General features: G+C 66.1%; 15 protein-coding genes. 9 read left to right on the forward strand and 6 right to left on the reverse strand.

Annotation, left to right across the window (positions count from 1 at the left end; genetic code table 11):
- Positions 1-179: 179 nt before the first annotated feature.
- The 4 genes from EYS42_RS01505 to yoaA all read left to right on the forward strand — a co-directional run bounded on the left by EYS42_RS01505 (position 180) and on the right by yoaA (position 8573).
- Entirely contained in the window at positions 180-1226 is a 1047-nt protein-coding gene (locus EYS42_RS01505) for a putative solute-binding protein (protein ID WP_130966096.1), read from the forward strand.
- 107 nt (positions 1227-1333) lie between these two features.
- Positions 1334-3484, forward strand: coding sequence for a TRAP transporter large permease subunit (locus EYS42_RS01510; protein ID WP_130966097.1), 2151 nt, complete (start codon positions 1334-1336; stop codon positions 3482-3484).
- A 141-nt stretch (positions 3485-3625) separates the two neighbouring features.
- Positions 3626-6496 (forward strand): zinc-dependent metalloprotease, encoded by a 2871-nt coding sequence (locus tag EYS42_RS01515; RefSeq protein ID WP_130966098.1) that lies wholly within the window; start codon positions 3626-3628, stop codon positions 6494-6496.
- A 13-nt stretch (positions 6497-6509) separates the two neighbouring features.
- The gene (gene yoaA / locus EYS42_RS01520) at positions 6510-8573 is read left to right on the forward strand and encodes a DNA repair helicase YoaA (RefSeq protein WP_207301084.1); all 2064 of its coding nucleotides are present in this window, start codon (positions 6510-6512) and stop codon (positions 8571-8573) included.
- A 38-nt stretch (positions 8574-8611) separates the two neighbouring features.
- Here the strand turns inward: yoaA and panC are convergent, their stop codons facing one another.
- Positions 8612-9487, reverse strand: coding sequence for a pantoate--beta-alanine ligase (panC, locus tag EYS42_RS01525; protein WP_130966099.1), 876 nt, complete (start codon positions 9485-9487; stop codon positions 8612-8614).
- A 58-nt stretch (positions 9488-9545) separates the two neighbouring features.
- A complete protein-coding gene (gene panB / locus EYS42_RS01530; protein ID WP_130966100.1) occupies positions 9546-10370 on the reverse strand; it encodes a 3-methyl-2-oxobutanoate hydroxymethyltransferase in 825 nt (274 codons plus the stop codon).
- A gap of 201 nt (positions 10371-10571) precedes the next feature.
- On the opposite strand from panB, the gene EYS42_RS01535 reads away from it, so the two are divergent.
- Positions 10572-11786 carry a PQQ-dependent sugar dehydrogenase gene (locus EYS42_RS01535; RefSeq protein WP_130966101.1) on the forward strand — a complete coding sequence of 405 codons (1215 nt, stop codon included), beginning with the start codon at positions 10572-10574 and terminating at the stop codon, positions 11784-11786.
- Between the two features lie 15 nt (positions 11787-11801).
- Here the strand turns inward: EYS42_RS01535 and EYS42_RS01540 are convergent, their stop codons facing one another.
- The 3 genes from EYS42_RS01540 to EYS42_RS01550 form a co-directional block, all read right to left on the reverse strand.
- On the reverse strand, positions 11802-12650 hold the full coding sequence (locus EYS42_RS01540; protein ID WP_245503456.1) for a segregation and condensation protein A: 849 nt from the start codon (positions 12648-12650) through the stop codon (positions 11802-11804).
- Positions 12651-12655: 5 nt separating this feature from the next.
- Positions 12656-12856 (reverse strand): DUF3460 family protein, encoded by a 201-nt coding sequence (locus tag EYS42_RS01545; RefSeq protein WP_130966505.1) that lies wholly within the window; start codon positions 12854-12856, stop codon positions 12656-12658.
- 87 nt (positions 12857-12943) lie between these two features.
- Positions 12944-13618 (reverse strand): hypothetical protein, encoded by a 675-nt coding sequence (locus EYS42_RS01550; RefSeq protein WP_130966102.1) that lies wholly within the window; start codon positions 13616-13618, stop codon positions 12944-12946.
- A 63-nt stretch (positions 13619-13681) separates the two neighbouring features.
- On the opposite strand from EYS42_RS01550, the gene EYS42_RS01555 reads away from it, so the two are divergent.
- Together EYS42_RS01555 and EYS42_RS01560 are read left to right on the forward strand one after the other, a co-directional pair.
- Positions 13682-14689, forward strand: coding sequence for a CYTH domain-containing protein (locus tag EYS42_RS01555; RefSeq protein WP_130966103.1), 1008 nt, complete (start codon positions 13682-13684; stop codon positions 14687-14689).
- 168 nt (positions 14690-14857) lie between these two features.
- Positions 14858-15484, forward strand: coding sequence for a chalcone isomerase family protein (locus EYS42_RS01560; protein ID WP_130966104.1), 627 nt, complete (start codon positions 14858-14860; stop codon positions 15482-15484).
- Between the two features lie 55 nt (positions 15485-15539).
- Here EYS42_RS01560 and metG read toward each other — a convergent pair whose 3' ends face one another.
- Positions 15540-17615: a methionine--tRNA ligase gene (gene metG / locus EYS42_RS01565; RefSeq protein WP_130966105.1), complete on the reverse strand. Its 2076-nt coding sequence runs from the start codon at positions 17613-17615 to the stop codon at positions 15540-15542.
- A gap of 118 nt (positions 17616-17733) precedes the next feature.
- Here metG and apbC point away from each other — a divergent pair, with 118 nt between their 5' ends.
- Both apbC and EYS42_RS01575 read left to right on the forward strand, forming a co-directional pair.
- On the forward strand, positions 17734-18864 hold the full coding sequence (gene apbC / locus EYS42_RS01570) for an iron-sulfur cluster carrier protein ApbC (RefSeq protein ID WP_130966106.1): 1131 nt from the start codon (positions 17734-17736) through the stop codon (positions 18862-18864).
- A 117-nt stretch (positions 18865-18981) separates the two neighbouring features.
- Entirely contained in the window at positions 18982-21270 is a 2289-nt protein-coding gene (locus EYS42_RS01575; RefSeq protein ID WP_130966107.1) for a sensor histidine kinase, read from the forward strand.
- The last annotated feature ends 78 nt before the right edge of the window (positions 21271-21348 follow it).

Here is a 21348-nt window from a genome sequence, read left to right on the forward strand (position 1 = left end):
CCCACCCCCCGTGAAAACCCTTCCCTTGCTCGCGTGGGAAGGGTTTTTTTTGACCTGGGGTTGAAAGATATAGTTACGGAATTCAATGCACTTGTTCAATTTTCGTAATGAATTGAACGCGCATTGATCAACAGGAAGCAAGGGTGAAGCCCTTTCACCCAGGTACCGTAGGAGATTGCATGAAGCTCGACAAGACCCTGGTGGCGCTCGGCGCCGGTCTGATGATGGCGGCCTCGGCGCAGGCCTCGCAGAAGTTCTGTGTGTACGACATGCTGGGCGCCTCCGGCGACCTGTTCAACATGGCCAAAGACTATGTCGTGGCCATGCAGAAGCACGGCGTCACGATCGAACTCAAGGCCTACAACAACGAAGGCGTGGCCTCTGACGATTTCAAGGCTGGCCAGTGTGATGCCTTCGTGGCCACGGCCTTCCGCACCCGCCAGTTCAACTCGGCCGCAGGCTCGATCGACACCCTGGGTTCGACCACCATCGTGCGCGACGGCAAGATCGACATGGCCGGCAGCTACGACGTGGTGCGCAAGCTGGTGCAGACCTACTCGGCCAACTCGCCTGCGGTCAACAAGCTGATGGTCGAAGGCAACTACGAAGTTGGCGGCATCGTGCCGATCGGCGCGGCCTACCCGATCGTGAACGATCGCCGCATCAACACGGTCGAAGCACTGGCCGGCAAGAAGATCGCCTCGTTCGACTACGACAAGGCCCAGGCCGTGATGATCCAGCGCATCGGCGCACAGCCCATCTCGGCCGACGTCACCAATTTCTCGACCAAGTTCAACAACGGCTCGGTGGACATGATTGCGGCGCCCAGCCTGGCCTACAAGCCGCTGGAGCTGTACAAGGGCATTGGCAGCAAGGGTGCCATTGCACGCTTCCCGATCATGATCCTGACCTACCAGGTCATCATCAACCGCACCAAGTTCCCTGAAGGGTTCGGCGACAAGTCCCGCGACTACTGGCTGACCCAGTTCGACCGCGCCATGCAGCTGATCAAGCAGGCCGACGGCAGCATCCCTCCGGGCACCTGGATGGAGCTGAGCCCCGAGAACGCCTACAAGTACACCCTGATGCTGCGCGAGTCGCGCATCGACATCGCCCAACGGGGCTTGTATGACAAGCGCGGCCTGAAGGTCATCAAGAAGGTTCGTTGCTCGGTGAACCCGGCCGACCCGGAATGCTCGACCAAGTCGGAAGAAGAATGGAAGTGATCCGCTGCGCCTGACACTTCAGGCGGCTGGCGACGGAGGGGGGAAACCCCCTCCTGTTTTTTGTGTGATGGGCACCAGCATGGTGCACTGCGCTGCGAAAGTACGAGATGGAACACCCTCAAGGCCCGAAGGTATTGGGCAGAACGCTGATGGAATGGCTGGCCAGCCTGCCCATCTTCTTCCTGTTGATCATGACCCTGGTGATCGGCACTGGCGAAATGGTGCACGGCCAGCTGCTCAAGGCGGGCGAAGCCATGTTCGGCAACCCGGAGGCCGGCGTGCAGTACTTCATGCTGCGTGCCGAGCCCGAGAAGCCTGACTGCACGATCGTCACCGACATCGATGCGGCCATCGCCAAGGCCTCGTCTGAAAGCAGCGCCGGTGGCGACGACATCGACGACCTGTTTGGTGACAGCGCCAAGGTCGATCCGGCAGTTCAGCGCAAGTCGATCGAGCAGGCGAACCAGATCTGCCAGACCAAGCTCGACATGTACAAGAAGATCGTCGAGCACCAGACCCCGCAGGTCCAGACCTACCGATTGATCGAAACCAGCTTCTTCAAGCTGTTCGAGATCGGCACGTCGAACCGCTCGCTGATCCTGCTGCTGATGGTGGTGATCGCCGGCATTTCGGCCACACTGGCCAACCACCACATCGGCATCCGCCCGCTGCGCTACACCAAGGACCACCGCCTGGCCAATGCCACGATGGCCATTGCCGCCGGCCTGCTGCTGCACTCCAGCATCAGCTACTACAACATCCTGCATGCCTCGGGCACCGAGGTGGAGCATGTGCATCTGCACTACCTGTGGTGGTTCTTCTTTGGCACCATGCTGGCCATCACGCTCAAGCGTGCCATCGTGCCGCCACACTGCCCGGACGGCGAAGGCACCTGGGGCCTGGCCGGTCTGGCCGTGCCGCTGTTCGCCAACATGTCGCTGATCGCCGGCTTTTATTTCCTGGCCAAGGGGCACCCCGCTGGCCTGGCCATCTACATCAGCCAGCTGATGGAGCTGCCCGCCATCTTCCTGAACCTGGGTCTGTTCATCCTGGCCGGCATGCTGCTCAAGCAAAGCCGCGTGGTTGACCTGTTCATGAACCTGCTGCGCCCGTGGCGCCTGTCGCCCCAGCTGCTGACCTACATCATCTTGCTGGCCGCAGCCCTGCCCACGGCCTACACCGGCGCCTCAGGCATCTTCGTGATCGCCGCCGGCGGCATCATCTATCACGAGGTGCGCGCCTCGGGAGGCTCGCGTCAGTTCGCTGCCGCCGCCACGGCCATGTCCGGCTCGCTGGGTGTGGTGCTGCGCCCCTGCCTGCTGGTGGTGCTGATTGCTGCGTTGAACAAGGAAGTCACCACCAATGGCCTGTACCACTGGGGCTTCTATGTGTTCCTGCTGACCTCGACCATGTTCTTCCTGGCCTCGCAGATGCTGCGCACACAGCGAGCCAACATCGAGTCGCCGCGTGTGGCCATCCCGGCCATGCTCAAGGAAGTGCCGCCACTGCTGCCCTATGTGGCCGTGGTGCTGGTCATCCTGTTTGCCTACGAACACGGTCTGGACACCCAACTCAACGAAATCACCGCGCCGATCATCGTGCCCATCATGCTGATCCTGGTGCTGATCTTCGACAAGGTGCTCAACCGCGGCAAGGCCGAGATCACCCCTGACTACGCCAGCCACCGTCAAAAGGGTGTGGAAAGCTCGATCCGCTTTGCCACCAACGAGACCATCGGCCACATCGGTGCCCTGATCACCCTGATGACCCTGTCGCTGGCCATCGGTGGCGTGATCGAACGCTCTGAAGTGATGAGCCTGGCCCCGCAGGTGTTCGAGAGCCCCTGGACCGCCATGGCCTTCCTGATGGCCGTGCTGATCTTCCTGGGCATGGTGATGGACCCCTTCGGTGCCGTGATCCTGGTGTCGGGCACGCTGGCCCCCATCGCCTACGCCAACCACATCGACCCGCTGCACTTCTGGATGGTCGTGCTGGTGGCCTTCGAGCTGGGTTACCTGTCGCCCCCCGTGGCCCTGAACCAGCTGCTGACCCGTCAGGTCATTGGCGAGAAGGAGATCGACCTGGCCGACGAAGAAGTGCGCAGCAAGAGCTTCTACTACCGCTACGAGCGCTGGATCCTGCCGACCGTGGTGATGCTGCTGGGCCTGATCATCATCGCCTTCGGTCCGCTGGCCGTGAGCGACATCCCCTTGCTGGAAGGTGTCAAGGGCCTGTTCCCACCACCGCCCGCACTGTGATGCGTGGCGTGGCCTGAGTGCCCGCCTGCCAGCCAAAGCCGCGTCCGATGACGCGGCTTTTTTCATGGGGAGCACCACACCCGTCTGCCACCCTCTTGTCGGGGTTCCGGCAAGGTGGGCACCGCGCGGCACAATGCATGCATGACGCACAGCCTGTCGCTTTCCAGAACTGCACTCGCCATCGGCCTGCTGGGCGCACTGTCGGCCTGCAGCCACCTGCCCTGGCTGGCGACACGCCCGGGGCCAGCAGCCACAGCCCAGGCCGGAGCCACTGCGCCTGCCCGTCAGCACACGTCACAGCCCACGTCACAACCCACACCACGCGCCCCCGTGACGCCCCCTGCAGGGCCAGTCGCCACCAAAGCATCAGCAGGGACAGCGCCCCCGGCCGGCGGCCAAGGGGCGGCCGCTGCCAACTCCGGGGCGAACACGCCACCACCGTTCGAACAGGTGGCACGAGGTGCCGAGCGCATTCAGGGCTGGTTGCCGGTGTGGCGCCGTCAGGACAAGGTCTGGGTCGAGCTCAAGCCGTCTGATTTCAACCGCCCGATGTACCTGTCGCCCCGTCTGCGCACGGGCCTGGGCGAAGGCGGTCTGTACGGTGGGCTCATCGCCAGCCGCTTCGGGCTGGTCGGTCGCCCCCAGTGGGTCGAATTCCGAAAGCTGCACCAGCAGGTTCAACTGGTGGCGGTGAATGCAGCGTTCATGGCACAAGCGGGCACACCGCGCAGCCTGGCCGTGGCCCAGGCGTTTTCGCCCAGCCTGCTGGCCAGCGTGCCCCTGGCCAGTGCGCCCAGGGCCCAGGACGAGGCCGTGCTGGTGGAGCTGTCGGCCCTGATGCTGGGCGACATTCAGGGCCTGGGGGCACAGCTCAATGCAGCGTTTCGCCAGGGCCATGCACTGGACGGCCGCAACTCGGCCGTGACGGATGTGCGCGTGAGCCCCACAGGCCTGACACTCGATGTGGTTCAGCACTTCTACACGGCCAACCTCAGTGCCGCAGCACCGGCCCCTGGGCAGGCTGCAGCCAACCCACCCAGCGGCCTGCCCGATGCCCGCAGCCTGCTGCTGAACCTGCGCTACACCCTGGCTCCCCTGCCCGAGGCCATGCCACAGCCGCGCCCGGCCGACCCGCGCGTGGGCTACTTCACCACCACGGTGAACGACTTCAGCAACGACCTGGCTCGCACGCCCCGGGTGCGCCACATCAACCGCTGGCGCCTCGACAAGCAAGACCCGGCAGCGGCCTTGTCCCCCCCTGTGCGTCCCATCGTGTACTGGCTGGACCACAGCATCCCCACCGAGTACCGCCCAGCCATTCGCGAAGGCGTGCTGGCCTGGAATGCAGCTTTCGAAGCCATTGGCATCCAGGGGGCACTGGAGGTGCGTGAAGCCACCGACACCGAGCCACAAGACATGGTTGGCAAAGGCCAGGCCATCATCCGCTGGATGACCAACCACCGGCCCAGCTTCGGTGCCATCGGCCCCACGCATGTCGACCCGCGCACTGGCGAGATCCTCACGGCCGACATCGGCATCGAGAGCCTGTCATCGCGCTCGATCAGGGTTCAACGCAGCCAGATCCTGCCAGGGCTGGGAATGGGCGGCATGCCTCCAGGGGCGCCCACCGACGGCACAACGCATGCACATGGCGAACACTGCCAGCATGGCGAATGGGCCACCGAGCAGCTGGCCATGGGCCTGGCGATGCATGGGTTCGATGGCGCCGCCGCCGAGCAGCCAGACGCCCCGGAGGTCAGGGCATTCGTGGAGGCCTACCTCAAGGACGTGACCATGCACGAGGTGGGGCACACGCTGGGCCTGCGGCACAACTTCAAGGCCTCGCAATGGCGCACGGCCGCCGAACTGGACCAGGCCGACCTGACGCGCCGGCATGGCCTGGCGGCCTCGGTGATGGACTACCTGCCCATCAACCTGAACCTGCCAGGGCAACCTGCGGGGGCCCCCTTCCAGACCACGCTGGGCCCGTATGACTTCTGGGCCATCGAGTATGGCTACCGCCCGCTGACCGGCTCGGCCGACCAGCAGCGTGCGGCGCTGCGTGCCGTGGCCGACCGGGCAGAACACCCTGGACAGGAGGCCCTGGCTTACGGCACCGACGAAGACAATGCCCTGGGCCTGGACCCCACCGTGCAGGTGTTCGACCTGGGCAATGAACCGCTGGCTTTTGCGGCACGGCGTCTGGCCTTGTCGGGGGCGCTGCTGCAGCGGGCCGAAGCCCAGTCGGGCCAACGGGCCGCCACGGTGGACGACGCGGCCCACACGCGCCGCCTGGTGGGGTATGCCTTGCGCGAACGTGAACGCGCAGCCGGTGTGTTGCTGCGTCAGGTGGGTGGCCTGCTCACGCGCCGTGACCTGCCCGGCAGTGGCCGAGACCGCCTGGAGCCCTTGCCCGCAGCGCAGCAGCAAGCCGCCTTGCAGATGTTGCTGGGCCACTGGATGGGGGCTCAGTCCCTGCGGCTCTCGCCCCGCCTGCAACGCCAGATGGCGCCCGACTACTTCGAGCGCACGGAGGGCACGGGCCTGCCCAATGCCGCTCCGGTGGTCACCGACTTCTCGGTGGCCGAGCAGGTGGCCCAGACCCAGCGCGGTCTGCTCGACGCGCTGATGTCCGACACCCTGGCGGTGCGCCTGCTGGACAACATCGACCGTGTGCGCGACCGTGAAGCCCGCCCCTTGACCCTGCGCGCCCTGCAGACACAACTGCGCGAAGTGGTGTGGCAACGCCCCGAGGGCGAGCCGGAACCCTGGCGACGCAACCTGCAACGCGAGTACGTGAACCGCCTGGCGGTGGCCCTGGTGCGCGGTGGTGCCCGCGCCGATGTGCGGGCCCAGTGGCTGGCCCAGGGCCGCGCGCTGGAAGCTGAACTGAAGGCCAGCCTGAAGGCCGACCGCGGTGATGCGCTCAGCACCGAAGTGGCCCATCGCCGTGACTGCCTGGAAACGCTGCAGCGCTCGCTGCAGGCCGCCGTGGTGCGCACCACCCCCTGATTGCTCCCTGTTCATGGACCTGCAAGACGACATCCGCGCCATCTTCGCGGCCGACGGCCCACTGGCCCGGGCCCTGCCCGGCTACCGCGTTCGACACGAACAGATCGAGATGTCGCTGGCCATTCTGGAGGCCATCGCCACCTCGGGCACCGCCGTGCTGGAAGCAGGCACGGGCGTGGGCAAGACCGCGGCCTACCTGGTGCCCAGCATGCTGGCCGGAGGCAAGGTGATCCTGTCAACCGGCACCAAGGCGCTGCAAGACCAGCTCTTCAACCGTGACCTGCCCAATGTGCGCGACGCGCTGGGCCTGCCCATCAAGGCCGCACTGCTGAAGGGCCGCAGCAACTACCTGTGCTTCCATCACCTCGAGCGAACCAACCAGGACGCCACCTTGCTGGCCAGCCGGCAGGAGGTGCGCGACCTGGGCCAGATCAACCGCTTCCGCACCCTCACCAGCACGGGCGACAAGGCCGAATGCGCCACGGTGCCAGAAACCGCACCCATCTGGATGCGCGTCACGTCCACCCGCGAGAACTGCCTGGGCAGCGATTGCAGCTTCCACAGCGACTGCTTCGTGCTCAAGGCCCGACGCGAAGCCCAAGACGCCGACGTGGTCGTGGTGAACCACCACCTGTTCTTTGCCGACCTGGTGCTGCGCGAAGAAGGGGCCACCGAACTGCTGCCCTCGGCACAGACCATCGTGTTCGACGAGGCCCACCAGCTGCCCGACACGGCCACCATGTTCTTCGGGGAAAGCGTGAGCAGCGCCCAGCTGATGGACCTGCTGCGCGACACCAAGGCCATCGGGATGTCGCACGCACGCGATGCCTGCCACTGGCCCGACCAGATCGCCCCGGTGGACAAGGCCCTGAAAGACCTGCGCCTGTGCTTTGACGGTGGCATCTCGAAATGGTCGCAAGGCCAGCTGCCCGCCAGCCACCCGCTGTGGCAAGCCCTGCCCACCCTGCGAGACAGCCTGCGCGAGCTGCGTGACCTGCTGCACCTGCACGCCGAACGCAGCGCCGACCTGGCCAACCTGCACCGCCGCGCCGACGAGCTCATGCAGCGCCTGTGCGCCTGGGGCCACCCCGAACGGGCGCACGAGCCCGAACTGTGCTGGCTCGACGTCAGCCAGCTGGGCTTTCAGCTGCACCGCACGCCCATTTCCGTGGCCGATGTGTTTCGGCGCCAGCGCCTGGGCGACGCCGCTGGCCCCGATGGGGATGACCATGCGGCCCATGACGAGGGCCTGGCCTGGTCAGACGACACCGACACACCCCACACCCCACAGGAAGTGCCGCGCAAAGCCTGGGTGTTCACCTCGGCCACGCTGGCCGTGAAGAACGATTTCAAGCACTTCCAGGAGGCGCTGGGCCTGCAGGACGCGCACTGTGCGGCCTGGTCCAGCCCCTACGACTACCCCCAGCAGGCCATGCTGTATGTGCCCCAGGGCATGCCAGCGCCCACCTCGCCCGACTTCACCGACGCGGTAGTGAACGCGGCCTGGCCCCTGATCGTGGCCAATGGCGGGCGGGCCTTCCTGCTGTGCACCAGCCACCGCGCCGTGCAGCGTGCCACCGAGACCCTGCGCAAGCGCATCGAGGCCGAAAACGCCCAGCTCACGGTGCTGATGCAGGGCGATGGGCCCCGGCCCATGCTGCTCGATGAATTCCGGCGCCTGCGCCGCGCCGTGCTGGTGGGCAGCCACAGCTTCTGGGAAGGCATCGACGTGAAGGGCGACGCGCTCACGCTGGTCGTGATCGACAAGCTGCCCTTTGCCCCGCCCGATGACCCGGTGCTGGCCAAGCGCATGGAGCTGCTGGAGCAACGCGGCGGCAACCCCTTCATGGAGCACCAGGTGCCCCAGGCCATCATCGCGCTCAAGCAAGGCGCCGGGCGCCTGATCCGCAGCGAGACCGACCACGGGGTGCTGATGATCGGCGACACACGCCTGGTGGACAAGCCTTATGGTCGGCGCATCTGGCAGAGCCTGCCACCGATGCGGCGCAGCCGCGTGCAGGACGAAGCGCTGGTTTTTCTCAAGGGCCTGCAAGAGCGCCCTGCGGGCGAGGGCTGAGGCCGAGGGCAAGGCCCTTCAACCCGCCGCCATTCGCCTCACAGCTCGAGGTTGTCAATCAGGCGGGTCTTGCCCAGCTTGGCTGCGGCCAGGCTGACCAGCGGCTCGCCGCGCACCAGGTCCTCGTCGGTGGCGGGCAGCAGGTCACGCTGGCGGCGCACCAGCACGTAGTCGGGCTTCCAGCCCCAGGCCGTGAGCGCCGCCATGGCCTGAGCCTCCAGCTGGGCCACGCTGGCCAGGCTCAAAGTGGCGTCGTTGCGTTGGGCCTTCACGGCCTCACGGATGCCCTGGAGCACGGTGATCAGCTGCACCGCCTCCGAGCGCTCCTGGGCGCTGAGGTAGCCATTGCGCGACGACAGGGCCAGCCCGTCGTCGGCCCGCAGGGTGTCGCTGCCATGGATCTCGATGGGCAGCCCCATCTGCGTGACCATGTTGCGGATGATCATCAGCTGCTGGTAGTCCTTCTTGCCGAACACGGCCGCCTGCGGCTGGACCAGGTTGAACAGCTTGTGCACCACCGTGCTCACCCCTGTGAAGAAGCCGGGGCGGAAGTGGCCTTCCAGGATGTCGGCCAGCTCGGTGGGCGGCACCACCTTGTAGCCCTGGGGCTGAGGGTACAGCTCGGCCTCGGTGGGTGCGAACAGCACGTCGCAACCCGCGCTGGTGAGCAGCTCGATGTCGCGCGCCATGGTGCGCGGGTAGGTGTCGAAATCTTCGTTGGGACCGAACTGCAGCCGGTTCACGAAGATGCTGGCCACCACCGGTGCACCCGTGGTGCCTGCCAGCTCGCGGGCACGGTGGATCAGGGCCAGGTGGCCGTCGTGCAGGTTGCCCATGGTGGGCACGAAGACGGGGGCGGCAGGCTGGGCGCGCAGGTGTGCACGCAGCTCGGCGATCGTGTGGATGACACGCATGAGAATCAGCTGGGAAAGATCAAGACAAGGCCAAAGAAGCGAGCTCGTTCATGCGCATTCAATACGCATGGATGCTTTCGTCAGGGAAGTGCCCCGCCTTGACCTCGCTGACGTAGCGGCCAATGGCGTCTTCCACCGAACCGCCTTCGGCCATGAAGTTGCGCACGAAGCGGGGCAACTTGCCGCGGGTCACGTGCAGCATGTCGTGCAGCACCAGCACCTGGCCTGCAGTGGCATTGCCAGCACCGATGCCGATCGTCATCACGCCGGGGTTGTCGGCCTGCACCTGGGCAGCCACCGCAGAAGGCATCAGCTCCAGCACCATCATGGCGGCGCCGGCCTGGGTCAGCTCTTTCGCGTGGCGGCGCAGGGTTTCCACACCCGCCTCGTCACGGCCCTGGATGCGGTAGCCGCCCAGGGCGTGCACGCTTTGCGGGGTCAGGCCGATGTGGGCGCACACGGGAATGCCACGCTCGGTCAGGAAGTGCACGGTGTCGGCTGTCCAGCCGCCACCTTCGAGCTTGACCATGTGGGCACCGGCCTGCATCAGGGCCACGCTGCTGCGCAATGCCTGCTCGCGGCTTTCCTGGTAGCTGCCAAAGGGCAGGTCACCCACCACCCAGGCGCTGCGGTTGCCTCGGGCCACACAGCGGGTGTGATAGACCATCTCGTCGAGGCTGACGGGCACCGTGCTGCTGTGGCCTTGCACCAGCATGCCCAGCGAATCGCCCACCAGGATGCAGTCAACGCCACACTCGTCGACCAGGCGGGCGAAGGTGGCGTCGTAGGCCGTGAGCATGGTGATTTTTTCACCCTGTGCATGCATCTCGCGCAGGCGGTGCAAGGTGACAGGTTTGCGTGCAGGCGCGGCAGGGGTGCTCATGAAGGTCCTTGCCCCGACGAGTTCCTCCGCACGAACGTTCGTGCGAAAACCACGGCCCGTCAGGTGGCGCGATTCTAGGGCAGACCCTGAGTTCCGACAAACGCTCAACACCGAGACACCTGACCAACGGATGCCACACAAAATTTCGCGCACATGTCACCATGGTGATCAGATGAATTTGGCCGTTTTGAAGAACACCGCATGCCGCACACCACCCGAGGACACAGGCTGACCCTGTGCATGGCTTTGCTGGGCCTGGCGCTGATGTCCGGGTGCCGATCGGAAGCGCCTGCCAACACCCCAACCAACGCCAAGCTCACCCGAACGGGCAGCCAGCCGAGTGTGGAAGAGGTTGCCCGAGGCTTTGAACACCCCTGGGCGCTGGCCTTCTTGCCAGACGGCCGCATGCTGGTGAGCGAACGGGGTGGGCGGCTTTGGCTGTTGTCGGCCGACGGGCAACAGCGCCAGCCTGTGAGGGGTCTGCCACCGGTGGTGGCCCGCGGGCAAGGCGGCTTGCTGGATGTGTCGGTGGCCCCAACCTCGGTGGTACCAGGCGCCGATTCCTGGGTGTACTGGACCTACAGCGAACCAGGCACAGGCGCAGAAGCCCGGCTGCAAGGCACGGCCGTGGCCCGAGGACGACTGGTGGGGGACGAATTGCTCGACGTGCAGGTGGTGTACCGGCAGGTGCCCAAAACCTCAGGCCATGGACACTATGGCAGCCGTTTGGTGTGGGGCCGTGACGGCCACCTGTTCGTGACCTTGGGCGACCGCCAGCGCGACGACCCGTCACGTCCGGGTCGCGAGCACGCGCAAAACCTGGGCACAACGCTGGGCAAGGTGGTTCGCCTTCGCGCCGACGGCACGGTGCCTGCCGACAACCCACGCTGGCCGACGCCTGGCGCGCGACCGGAGGTCTACAGCCTGGGGCACCGCAACGCGCAGGGTGCGGCCCTGCACCCAGACACCGGAGAGCTTTGGTTGACCGAACATGGGCCTCAGGGCGGCGACGAACTCAACCGTGTGCTGCCCGGCCGCAACCATGGCTGGCCGCTGGTCAGCGCCGGGTGCCCCTATGGCAGCCCGGAAGTGCACACATGTCAGGTCAACGGGGGGCACCACGAACCCGATTTCGAGCCCCCCTTGAGTGTGTGGGCGCCCTACTCCACGGCGCCCAGCGGCCTGGCCTTCAACACCGCCAAGCGCTACCCGGGTTGGGAGGGGCATCTGTTTTCAGGCTCGCTGAGTGGCGAGACCTTGTGGCGAATCGAATTGAAAGACCACCAGGTCGTGGCACGCCAGCCACTGCTGGAGCGCAAAGTAGGTCGCATCCGTGACGTGCGCATGGGCCCCGACGGCTGGCTGTACCTGGTGACCGACGAAGAGGACGGCCGCATCCTGCGCCTGGTGCGCTGAAAGCCTGCGCCGAACTCAGGAGGGCTGGTAGGCCAGACGCACGTAGACCGGCGCGAAAGCCTCGGCCTGCGTGATCTCGAGCAAGCGCTCCTTGGTCAACTCGAGCATCGCGATGAAGGTGACCACCATGACGGGTGCGCCTCGGCTCACGTCGAACAGGTCCTGGAACTCGACGAACTTGCGGCCTTGCAGGGTGCGCAGCACGATGGACATGTGCTCGCGCACCGACAACTCTTCTCGGGAGATGGTGTGGTGGGTGTGCAGCTTGGCGCGCTTGAGGATGTCCATCCACGCCTCGCGAAGTTCGACCACCGCCACATCGGGGTGGCGCACGCGCTCACCGGGCTCGGCATGGATCTGCACTCGCCGGAAATCACGACCCAGCAGCGGCACCTGGTCAAGCTTGTGCGCGGCAGACTTCATCTGCTCGTACTCGATCAGGCGACGCACCAGCTCGGCACGCGGGTCTTCGGCCTCTTCGCCCGCCTCGGTCTTCTTGGGGGGCAGCAGCATCCGCGACTTGATCTCGATGAGCATGGCTGCCATCAGGAGATAGTCGGACGCCAGTTCGAGGTTCGACTTGCGGATCTGGTCGACATACGCCAGGTACTGGCGCGTGACGTCGGCCAGCGGGATGTCGAGGATGTTGAAGTTCTGCTTGCGGATCAGGTAGAGCAGCAAGTCCAGGGGGCCTTCAAAAGCCTCCAGGAACACCTCCAGCGCGTCTGGAGGGATGTAGAGATCGGTCGGGAAATTGAACAGGGGCTCGCCGTACAGGCGCGCAATGGCCACATGGTCGACGACCGCTGGCAGCCCATGGTCGTCGAGGAGGGCCTCAGGCCCTTCGTCGATCCGACCGCTCACAGGGCTCAGCCCTTGGTGTGATAGACGTAAGGCTGCTGAGCCACGCGCGCGGCGCGCTGCTCGGCCTGGGCCTGGCGGTCCACCTGCTTGTCCCACAGCAGAGCGCGGCCCTGGCGTTGACGCTCTTCGAGCTGCGGGTCGCGCTGCTTGAGGCTGTCGATGAACTGGGTGACGTCAGACTTGTAGGGTTTCCAGAACAGAGGCATGGTGATGCTTTCGATGGGGTTGGCCGGGGCAGAAGGCTCTGCCGGCCCAGCCGACATTTTATCGGCATGGCCCGGCGGTGGTGAACCTCAGACCTCTTTCATCTCGAGCAGCTTGCCGCGGCGCACGAAATCGTTGGGTTGCCCCACCACCCACTTGGACAACTCGTCGAGCACGGTGGTGCTGACCTGCGAGGCCTCGAACTCCACCGTCCAGCGGGCCAGCCCCTCCAGGTTGTTCACCTGGAACTGCAGGCGGGCTTCGTCGTGCAGAGGCTTGAGCTTGATGCCGGCGATCACGTCGGCCACGAACTCGTAACGCACCTCCAGCAGCTTGCCGGTTTCGGGCTGCAGGATGCGCTCGGGCTGGTAGCGGATGCCGGCCTGGTTCAGTCGAGCTTCCAGCTTTTCCATCTCGGGCAGGAAATCGCGCTTGAGGTGCACGGACTGGCCTTCGCCCACCGTGGCATACAGCGCCACATGGTCGGTCAGGTCCTGGTCGACCGACAGGCCCTTCTTGCGCACATCGGCGCGGAAGTTGCGCATGGGCTGCCCCTGGATGGCCAGCTTGGTGTCGATCAGGTAACGGCCCCGCGGCACAGGCAGCAGGGTGTTGAGCTGTTTGGACAGGTCGACCCAGTAGCGAAACACCGCCAGACAGGCCTTTTCGACCTCGGCGTGACGCGCCTGACGGTCGGCATGGCTCAGGTGCTGGGTCTGACGCAACTGATCGGCCTGCTGCCGAAGGTTGTCCAGGAAACTCACAGGTCCTCCGTTGTGTGAAATTCTGAAACTGCAGGGCGCAAGCATAGCCCCACAATCTCGGGCATGAAAGAGATCGAGCTGAAGTTTCAGGTGCCTGATTCGGCACTTTCCGGTGTGAATGAAGCCCTGCAGGCCCTGGGCCGCGCACCGGCCATCCCCATGCACGCGGCCTATTTCGACACGGCCGACCACGCCCTGGCCCGGCAGCGCTGTGCCTGGCGGGTGCGGCGTGAAGGCGACGACTGGGTGCAGACCTACAAAGGCCTGGGGGCCGACGCCATGACCCGCGTGGAAGAAAACTGCCCCCTGCCCGCCCCCGCCGATGGCCGTCCCGCCCCGGTGCTGGCCGCCCACAGCCCTGAGGTGCAGCAGGCTCTGCGACGCGCGCTGAACTGGCCTGAGCAGGCCGGCACGCCACCAGCGGCCCTGGTGACGGTGTACGACACCCGCTTCGAGCGCCATGTGCGCACCCTGGACCACGCCCTGGGCCGCGTGGCCGTGTGCCTGGACCTGGGCGCCATCGAGGCCGGCGCAGCACGCGAGCGCCTGCAGGAGCTGGAGTTCGAGCTGATCGACGGCCAGCCCCAGGCGCTGTTGTCACTGGCCATGGGCTGGGTGCAGGCCCACGGGCTGTGGCTGGACGTGCAATCGAAGGCCATGAAAGGCACCCGCCTGGCCGCCCAGGTGCAGTCGGCGGCATCGGATGCCAATGCAAGCAGACAGGTCCAGCGAGCCTGCCAACCGGTGCCGCTGCCTGCCGTGGTGCAGACCCCTCGTGCGCACCTGTCGGCCCTGCTGGACACCTGCGCGGGCAACTGGGCCGAACTGGCCACCCCGCGCGCAGGCTGGGCAGATGCCCTGGCGCTGTGGCGCCAGGCCCACCCCCGGGTCAGCCAGGCCCTGGCCGGCACGCCACTGGGCAACAGCCCGCAATGGCAGGCGCTGGACCAGGCCCTTCAGGCGGCCCTGGACGAGCCCGACACCGCCGAGCGTGCGGCCGAGCTGGCCACCAGCGCCGCGCCCACGGGTTGGGCGCTGGCCGTGCTGAGCCACTTGCAGACGCTGAACTGAGCCGCACGGTTGCCGCGCCAGCGCGCGGCTGCGACGCCCCCTCAGGCAAGGGGGCACGCCACAGCGCCCCTTCAAACAAGGGCTGCGTCCGCTTTTTTCACTATCTAGAATCGCGCCACTTCGGGCGGGGGAGTTGACCGCCCCATCGTTCTTCGACCGAGGACCCGCATGGCGCCCAACCACCCTTCACACACCACCGACACCTCCAGGCGACAGGCCGTGATCGCCGGTCTTGGCTTGCTGGGCAGCGTGGCCGCAGGCACCCTGCCGGCCACCGCACGGGCCCAGAACACCGCCACACGCTTTGCCAACTACGTGCGCCTGGGCAACACCGAGTTGCTGCTCAACGGCAAAGGCACCCGCACCAAGATGTTCGTGAAGGTGTACGACATGGCCCTGTACACACCGCGCAGGGTTCAGTCGGCCTCGCAGCTGCTGGCCATGCCAGGGCCCAAACGCCTGAGCATGGTCAGCTTGCGCGCCCTGAAAACCGCCGACATCGGCCTCATGTTCATCAAGGGCATGAAGGCCAATTGCGAGCCTGATGTGATCGCCCGCTACACCACCACGGTGTCGGACCTGATCCAGATCTTTTCCTACCGCTCGGTGATGGACGCGGGGGTGAACTTCTCGATGGACTTCGAGCCTGGCAAAGGCACGGCCTTCGTGTTCAATGGCCAGCAGGTGGCCGAGCGCGTGGGCGACGACGAGTTTTTCGCCAATGCCCTGAGGATCTGGTTCGGGCGCGACCCGGCCGACCCGGAGCTGTCACAGGCCCTGCTGGGCAAGGCCTGACGCCAGGGCCCGAGCCGCAAGGCTGGGCTCCAGCGCCAAGGCCTGCACCCGCACTTCAGCGGATGCGCATGCCCGGCTCGGCGCCGGGGAAGGGTTCGAGCACGTACACGCCCGGGTTGGCCTTTTCGTCGGCGTGCGAGGCGGCCAGCACCATGCCTTCGCTGATGCCGAACTTCATCTTGCGCGGCGCCAGGTTGGCCACCAGCACCGTCAGCTTGCCGATCAGCTGCTCAGGCTGGTAGGCCTCCTTGATGCCGCTGAACACATTGCGGTGGCGGCCTTCACCCGCGTCCAGGGTCAAGCGCAGCAGCTTGGTGCTGCCTTCCACGTGCTCGGCATTCACGATCCTGGCGATGCGCAAATCGACCTTGACGAAGTCGTCGATGGTGATGGTGGGGGCGATGTCCTCACCGCCGGGTTTCGGTGCCTCGACCACGGGTGCGGGCGGCGGCTCGAACAGGGCATCGAGCATCTTCACGTCCACGCGCTGCATCAGATGCTGGTAGGCGCCGATGGTGTGCTCGCCCAGCAGCTGTTCGGCGCTGGCAAAGGTCATGGGCTCGACCTTCAGGAAAGCCTCGACGTTGGCGGCCACCGCGGGCAGCACGGGCTTGAGGTAGATGCTCAGCAGGCGGAAGGCCTCGATGCACACGGTGCAGACCTCCTGCAGGCGGGCATCGGCCCCCTCTTGCTTGGCCAGCTCCCAGGGCTTGTTGGCATCGACGTATTCGTTCACGCGGTCGGCCAGCAGCATGATCTCGCGCAGCACCTTGCCCAGCTCGCGCGCCTCATACAGCTCGACCAGGCCGGCGCGGCCCGCTTGCAGGGTGGCCAGCAAGGCCTGGCCCTCGTCGCCGAGGGCGGCCGTGGTGCGGCCTTCAAAGCGCTTGGCCAGGAAGCCTGCGGCACGGCTGGCGATGTTGACGAACTTGCCCACCAGGTCAGAGTTGACCCTGGCCATGAAGTCGTCCTTGTTGAAGTCGATGTCTTCGACGTTGGCGTTCAGCTTGGCCGCAATGTAGTAACGCAGCCATTCCGGGTTCATGCCCAGGCTCAGGTACTTCAGGGGGTCGAGGCCGGTGCCGCGGCTCTTGGACATCTTCTCGCCATTGTTCACGGTCATGAAGCCGTGCACGTTGACCTGGTTCGGCAGCTTGCGGCCGCTGAACTGCAGCATCGCGGGCCAGAACAGGGTGTGGAAGTAGGTGATGTCCTTGCCGATGAAGTGCACCTGCTCCACGGCCGGATCGGCCATGAACTCTTCGAAGCTGCGGGCTTCGCCGTACTTGGCTTTCGGGCCACCAGCCGAGAAGTAGCTCTTGAGCGAGGCCAGGTAACCAATGGGCGCGTCCAGCCACACGTAGAAGTACTTGCCGGGCGCGCCGGGGATCTCGATGCCGAAGTACGGCGCATCGCGGCTGATGTCCCAGTCACCCAATCCACCTTCGCCGTTTTCATCCTTGGTGAACCACTCCTTGATCTTCTTGCTGACGGCCGGCTGCAGCTTGCCGTCTTGCGTCCACTGCTCCAGGAAGCTCAGGCAGCGCGGGTCGGACAGCTTGAAGAAATAGTGATCGGAAGTCTTGAGCACCGGGGTGGCGCCCGACAGGGCCGAGTACGGGTTCTTCAGTTCGGTGGGCGCATACACGGCGCCGCACACCTCGCAGGAATCGCCGTACTGGTCTTTCGCGCCACACTTGGGGCATTCGCCCTTGATGAAGCGGTCGGCCAGGAACATGCCCTTTTCGGGGTCGAAGAACTGCTCGATGGGCCGAACGTCGATCAGGCCCTGGTCTTTCAGGGCCAGGTAGATGCTTTGCGCCAGCGCGTGGTTCTCGGGGCTGTCGGTGCTCGACCAGTGGTCGAAACTGATGTGAAAGCCATCCAGATAAGGTTTGCGGCCCGCGGCGATGTCGGCCACGAACTGCTGCGGCGTCTTGCCCACCTTCTGGGCCGCGATCATGATGGGTGCGCCGTGCGCGTCGTCAGCCCCCACGAAATGCACCTGATGCCCCTGCATGCGCTGGAAACGCACCCAGATGTCGGCCTGGATGTATTCCATGATGTGGCCAATGTGGAAGTGGCCATTGGCATAGGGCAGTGCCGTGGTGACGAAAAGCTGACGGGGCATGGTGTGAAGCTCGGATGGGCAGACCCGAGATTTTAAGTGCGGCACACTTACGCCTGCGCGTCCTTTGGACCTTCCCTGCGCCCCTTGAAGCCCACGGCCTGCCGCCAGCACCCTCCCCATGAGCCTTTCCAGCCCCCCGAACGCCCTCGAAACCGCCGCCCTGGGTGCCTTGCGCGCCCTGATCGACCCCCTGACCGGCCAGGACTGGGTAACAGGCCGGCAGCTGCAACAGCTGAAGGTGGGCTCCGATGGCGTGGCCCAGTTGCAGATCACCCTGGGCTACCCGGCAAAAAGCCTGTGGCCGCAGCTGGTCGAGCAAGTGAAAACCAGCCTGGCCGCCGTGCCCGGCATCCAGGGCGTGAAGGTGCAGTTCAGCACCCGCATCACGGCCCGCGCCGTGCCTGTGGGGCAAACCACGCTGCCTGGCGCCAAGAACCTGATCGCCGTGGCTTCGGGCAAGGGCGGCGTGGGCAAGAGCACCACCGCCATCAACCTGGCCCTGGCCCTGTCGGCCGAAGGCGCCCGCGTGGGCCTGCTGGACGCCGACATCTACGGCCCCAGCCAACCCCTGATGACCGGCCTGAGCGGCAAGCCCGACAGCCCCGATGGCAAGACCATCACCCCGCCCGAGGCCTTTGGCCTGCAGGTGATGTCCATGGGTCTGCTGGTGTCGGAAGACAAGGCCACCATCTGGCGCGGCCCCATGGCCAGCCAGGCCTTCGACCAGCTGCTGCGCCTGTCGAACTGGGGTGAGCCTGACCAGCCGCTCGATTACCTGGTGGTCGACCTGCCCCCGGGCACCGGCGACATCCACCTGAGCATCACCCAGCGCGCGCCCCTCACGGCCGCCGTGATCGTGACCACGCCGCAAGACATCGCCCTGCTCGATGCCCGCAAGGGCCTGAAAATGTTCGAGCGGGTGAACACCCCGGTGCTGGGCATCATCGAGAACATGGCCGTGTTCCACTGCCCGAACTGTGGCCACGAGGCCCACATCTTCGGCCAGCATGGCGGCCAGAAGCTGGCCAGCGAGGGCGATGTGCCCCTGCTGGGCTCGCTGCCACTGGACCTGAAGATCCGCGAGCAGGCCGATTCGGGCCAGCCCACCGTGGTGTCCGACCCCGACAGCGCCGCCGCCGGCCTGTACCGCGCCGTGGCCCACCAGGTGGCGGCCCGCCTGAGCCTGCTGCCCAAGGATTACTCGTCGAAAATGCCTGGCGTGAGCGTGGTGACTCCGCCGAGCGCCTGAGGCCGCGGCTGGATCGTCCTCAACGTCGCGCCGCCGACACGTCTGACCGCGAACAGCCCCTCTCTCTGCGCCCGCCCGCACCAGGCAGGCGCAGAATCAACGGAACACTCACCCAAGATGTCCGTGACGAACACCGACCCCTGGTTCGACCTGGTGCCCCTGGCCATGGCCGAGTTCGAAGAACAAGGCCTCTGGCTGCGCCACAACGCGGCGTTCACGCGCATGACCGGTCTCAACCCCGAGCCGGGCACGCACGTGGCCACCCTGCCCGCGGCCCTGCAACAGCTGGTGGGCTGGGACAGCCCGGTGGCGCTGCTGGGCCTGCGCCCGGGTGACGCGCCGCTGCCCACGCGCACCGGCTGGTCCAAGGCGGGGCACCCCGCACGCAGCCTGCGTGCAGACGTGCACGCCCAGCCGGGTGCCGAAGGCAGCCAGCGCCGCTTCCTGTGTGTGCTGCAGGCCGCCGTGGCCACGCCGCCAGCACCATCCAGCGCGGGCGCACCACCGCGTCCTGCAGAGGGTGCCGAAGGTCAGCCCCTGGCGCACGCCTCGGACAGCGAAGCCCTGCTGCGCGAGCTCACCATGATCCTGGAAAGCTCCCCGGCCGGCATTGCCTACCTGCGGGGCAACACCCTGGTGCGCTGCAACCGGCGCTTCGAACGCATGCTGGGCATGGCCGGCACCACGCTCACCAACATGAGCCTGGACACCCTGCTCAACCACGACGCACGCATCCGCCGTTTCGCCGCCGATTTCGTGCCCCGTCTGCAGGCCGAAGGCCAGTTCGAACGCGAACTCGAAATCCTGGTGCCCGGCCTGCCCACGCTCTGGTACACGCTCACGGTCAAGCGCATCGGTGACGTCAACGGCCCGCTGGAAGCCATTGCCGTGCTGTCCGACACCAGCCGCATCCGCAAACAGACCATCCGCCTCGAGGCCATGGAGCGCGACCTGGCCCAGCAGGCCGACCGCACGCGTGCCATCCTCGACTCGGTGTTCGTGGGCATCGTCACCATCGACCCCAACGGCATCAGCTGGATGAACCGCTCGGCGCGGCGCATGTTCGCCGGCGACCTGTCCGACTTCGTGGGCAAACCGCTGGCCACCGTGGCCACGCACGACATCGACCACCCCTTCCGCATCACCGACTACCTCGACACCCTGCAAGACGGCCAGTCGCACACCTTCGAATGCCAGGTGATGGCCCGTGACGGCCGCGTCTTCTGGGTGGTGGGCAATGCCGTGGTGATCGATGTCGAATCGACCCACCGGCAGGTCACCTACGCACTGCTGGACATCGACCGTCGCCGCCAGGCCGAAGCCCGTTCGGCCGAGGCCGAAGCCCGGCTGAAGCGCATCATCGAGATGGCGCCCATGGCCATCACGGTGCACGAAGCCGGCAGCCTCAAGCTGCTGCAGGCCAACCAGAGCGCCGCCAGCTTCATGCAGCGCGATGCGGGCCAGGCCGTGGGGCAATCGCTCAACGAGATCTACCCCGAAGCCCGAGCCCGCCTGCTGGGCCTGGAAATGAACTCGGCACTCGATGCCCAGCACGCGGTCCAGAAAGAGCACCGCATCGAAGGCAGCACCCGTGGCACCGCCCAGATCTGGGACGTGAACTACCTGCCGCTGCAGGGCGACGGCGACACGCCCGACCAGGTGCTGATGGTGGCCTCGGACATCACCGAGCAGCGGGCCGCTGAAAACGCGCGCCTGGAAGCGGCCATCACCCAGCGCGAAATGCTGGTCAAAGAGGTGCACCACCGCATCAAGAACAACCTGCAGGGCGTGGCCGGCCTGCTGCAGCAGATCGCCGCACGCAAGCCAGAAGTGGCGCCCGCCATTGCCGAAGTGGTGGGGCAGGTGCAGGCCATTGCCCAGGTGTACGGCCTGCAGGTGGGCACCGGCGGCCCGCTTCGACTGGACAGCGTGGTCTCGGCCATTGCCGGCTCGGTGCAGAAAACCTTCGGTCGACAGATCGACCACGGCCAACCCGAAGCCACGCGGGTGCCCTGGCTGCTGCCCGAGGCCGAATCCATCCCGATTGCACTGTGTCTGAACGAATTGCTGACCAACGCGCACAAGCACAGCCCGCAGGCGCCTGCCGGTCAAGCCCTGCCTCTGCACTGTGAGCTGCAGTGCGACGAACAGGGTGCCCAGATCTGCATCCGCAACCCGGGGCAACTGCCCGAAGGCTTCAGCGTGGACCAGATCCGGGGCGGAGTGTCGGGCCTGGGGTTGGTGCGCGCGTTGATGCCCCGGCGCAGTTCGCGCATCCAGATGCGGCAGGATGGCAACTGGGTGGTGACGGTGCTGCAACTGACCCCACCGGGTATCGTGCAGGGGGAGCCCCCCGCAACCCTGGGTGAGCCCACTGGTCAACAGTACGCGCTTTGGCCACAATAAGGAACTCAGGCGCCGCTCCCCAGAGAAAATGAGCCGCGTTAAACTATAACGTTTCAACCAGGTGGTGCGTCTCGCGAG

The sequence above is a fragment of the Aquabacterium lacunae genome (genome assembly GCF_004310865.1).
GTDB classification, from domain to species: Bacteria; Pseudomonadota; Gammaproteobacteria; order Burkholderiales; family Burkholderiaceae_C; genus Aquabacterium; species Aquabacterium lacunae.

Bases quoted from the DNA above. Each gene is read 5' to 3' on its own strand.
- panC (WP_130966099.1), bottom strand. From the start codon at position 9,487: ATGCGTGTCATCCACACGATCGCCGAGCTGCGTGCACACCTGCGCGCC.
- yoaA (WP_207301084.1), top strand. From the start codon at position 6,510: ATGGACCTGCAAGACGACATCCGCGCCATCTTCGCGGCCGACGGCCCA.
- metG (WP_130966105.1), bottom strand. From the start codon at position 17,615: ATGCCCCGTCAGCTTTTCGTCACCACGGCACTGCCCTATGCCAATGGC.
- EYS42_RS01560 (WP_130966104.1), top strand. From the start codon at position 14,858: ATGGCGCCCAACCACCCTTCACACACCACCGACACCTCCAGGCGACAG.
- apbC (WP_130966106.1), top strand. From the start codon at position 17,734: ATGAGCCTTTCCAGCCCCCCGAACGCCCTCGAAACCGCCGCCCTGGGT.
- EYS42_RS01575 (WP_130966107.1), top strand. From the start codon at position 18,982: ATGTCCGTGACGAACACCGACCCCTGGTTCGACCTGGTGCCCCTGGCC.
- EYS42_RS01515 (WP_130966098.1), top strand. From the start codon at position 3,626: ATGACGCACAGCCTGTCGCTTTCCAGAACTGCACTCGCCATCGGCCTG.
- EYS42_RS01535 (WP_130966101.1), top strand. From the start codon at position 10,572: ATGCCGCACACCACCCGAGGACACAGGCTGACCCTGTGCATGGCTTTG.
- EYS42_RS01505 (WP_130966096.1), top strand. From the start codon at position 180: ATGAAGCTCGACAAGACCCTGGTGGCGCTCGGCGCCGGTCTGATGATG.
- panB (WP_130966100.1), bottom strand. From the start codon at position 10,370: ATGAGCACCCCTGCCGCGCCTGCACGCAAACCTGTCACCTTGCACCGC.
- EYS42_RS01545 (WP_130966505.1), bottom strand. From the start codon at position 12,856: ATGCCTCTGTTCTGGAAACCCTACAAGTCTGACGTCACCCAGTTCATC.
- EYS42_RS01510 (WP_130966097.1), top strand. From the start codon at position 1,334: ATGGAACACCCTCAAGGCCCGAAGGTATTGGGCAGAACGCTGATGGAA.
- EYS42_RS01555 (WP_130966103.1), top strand. From the start codon at position 13,682: ATGAAAGAGATCGAGCTGAAGTTTCAGGTGCCTGATTCGGCACTTTCC.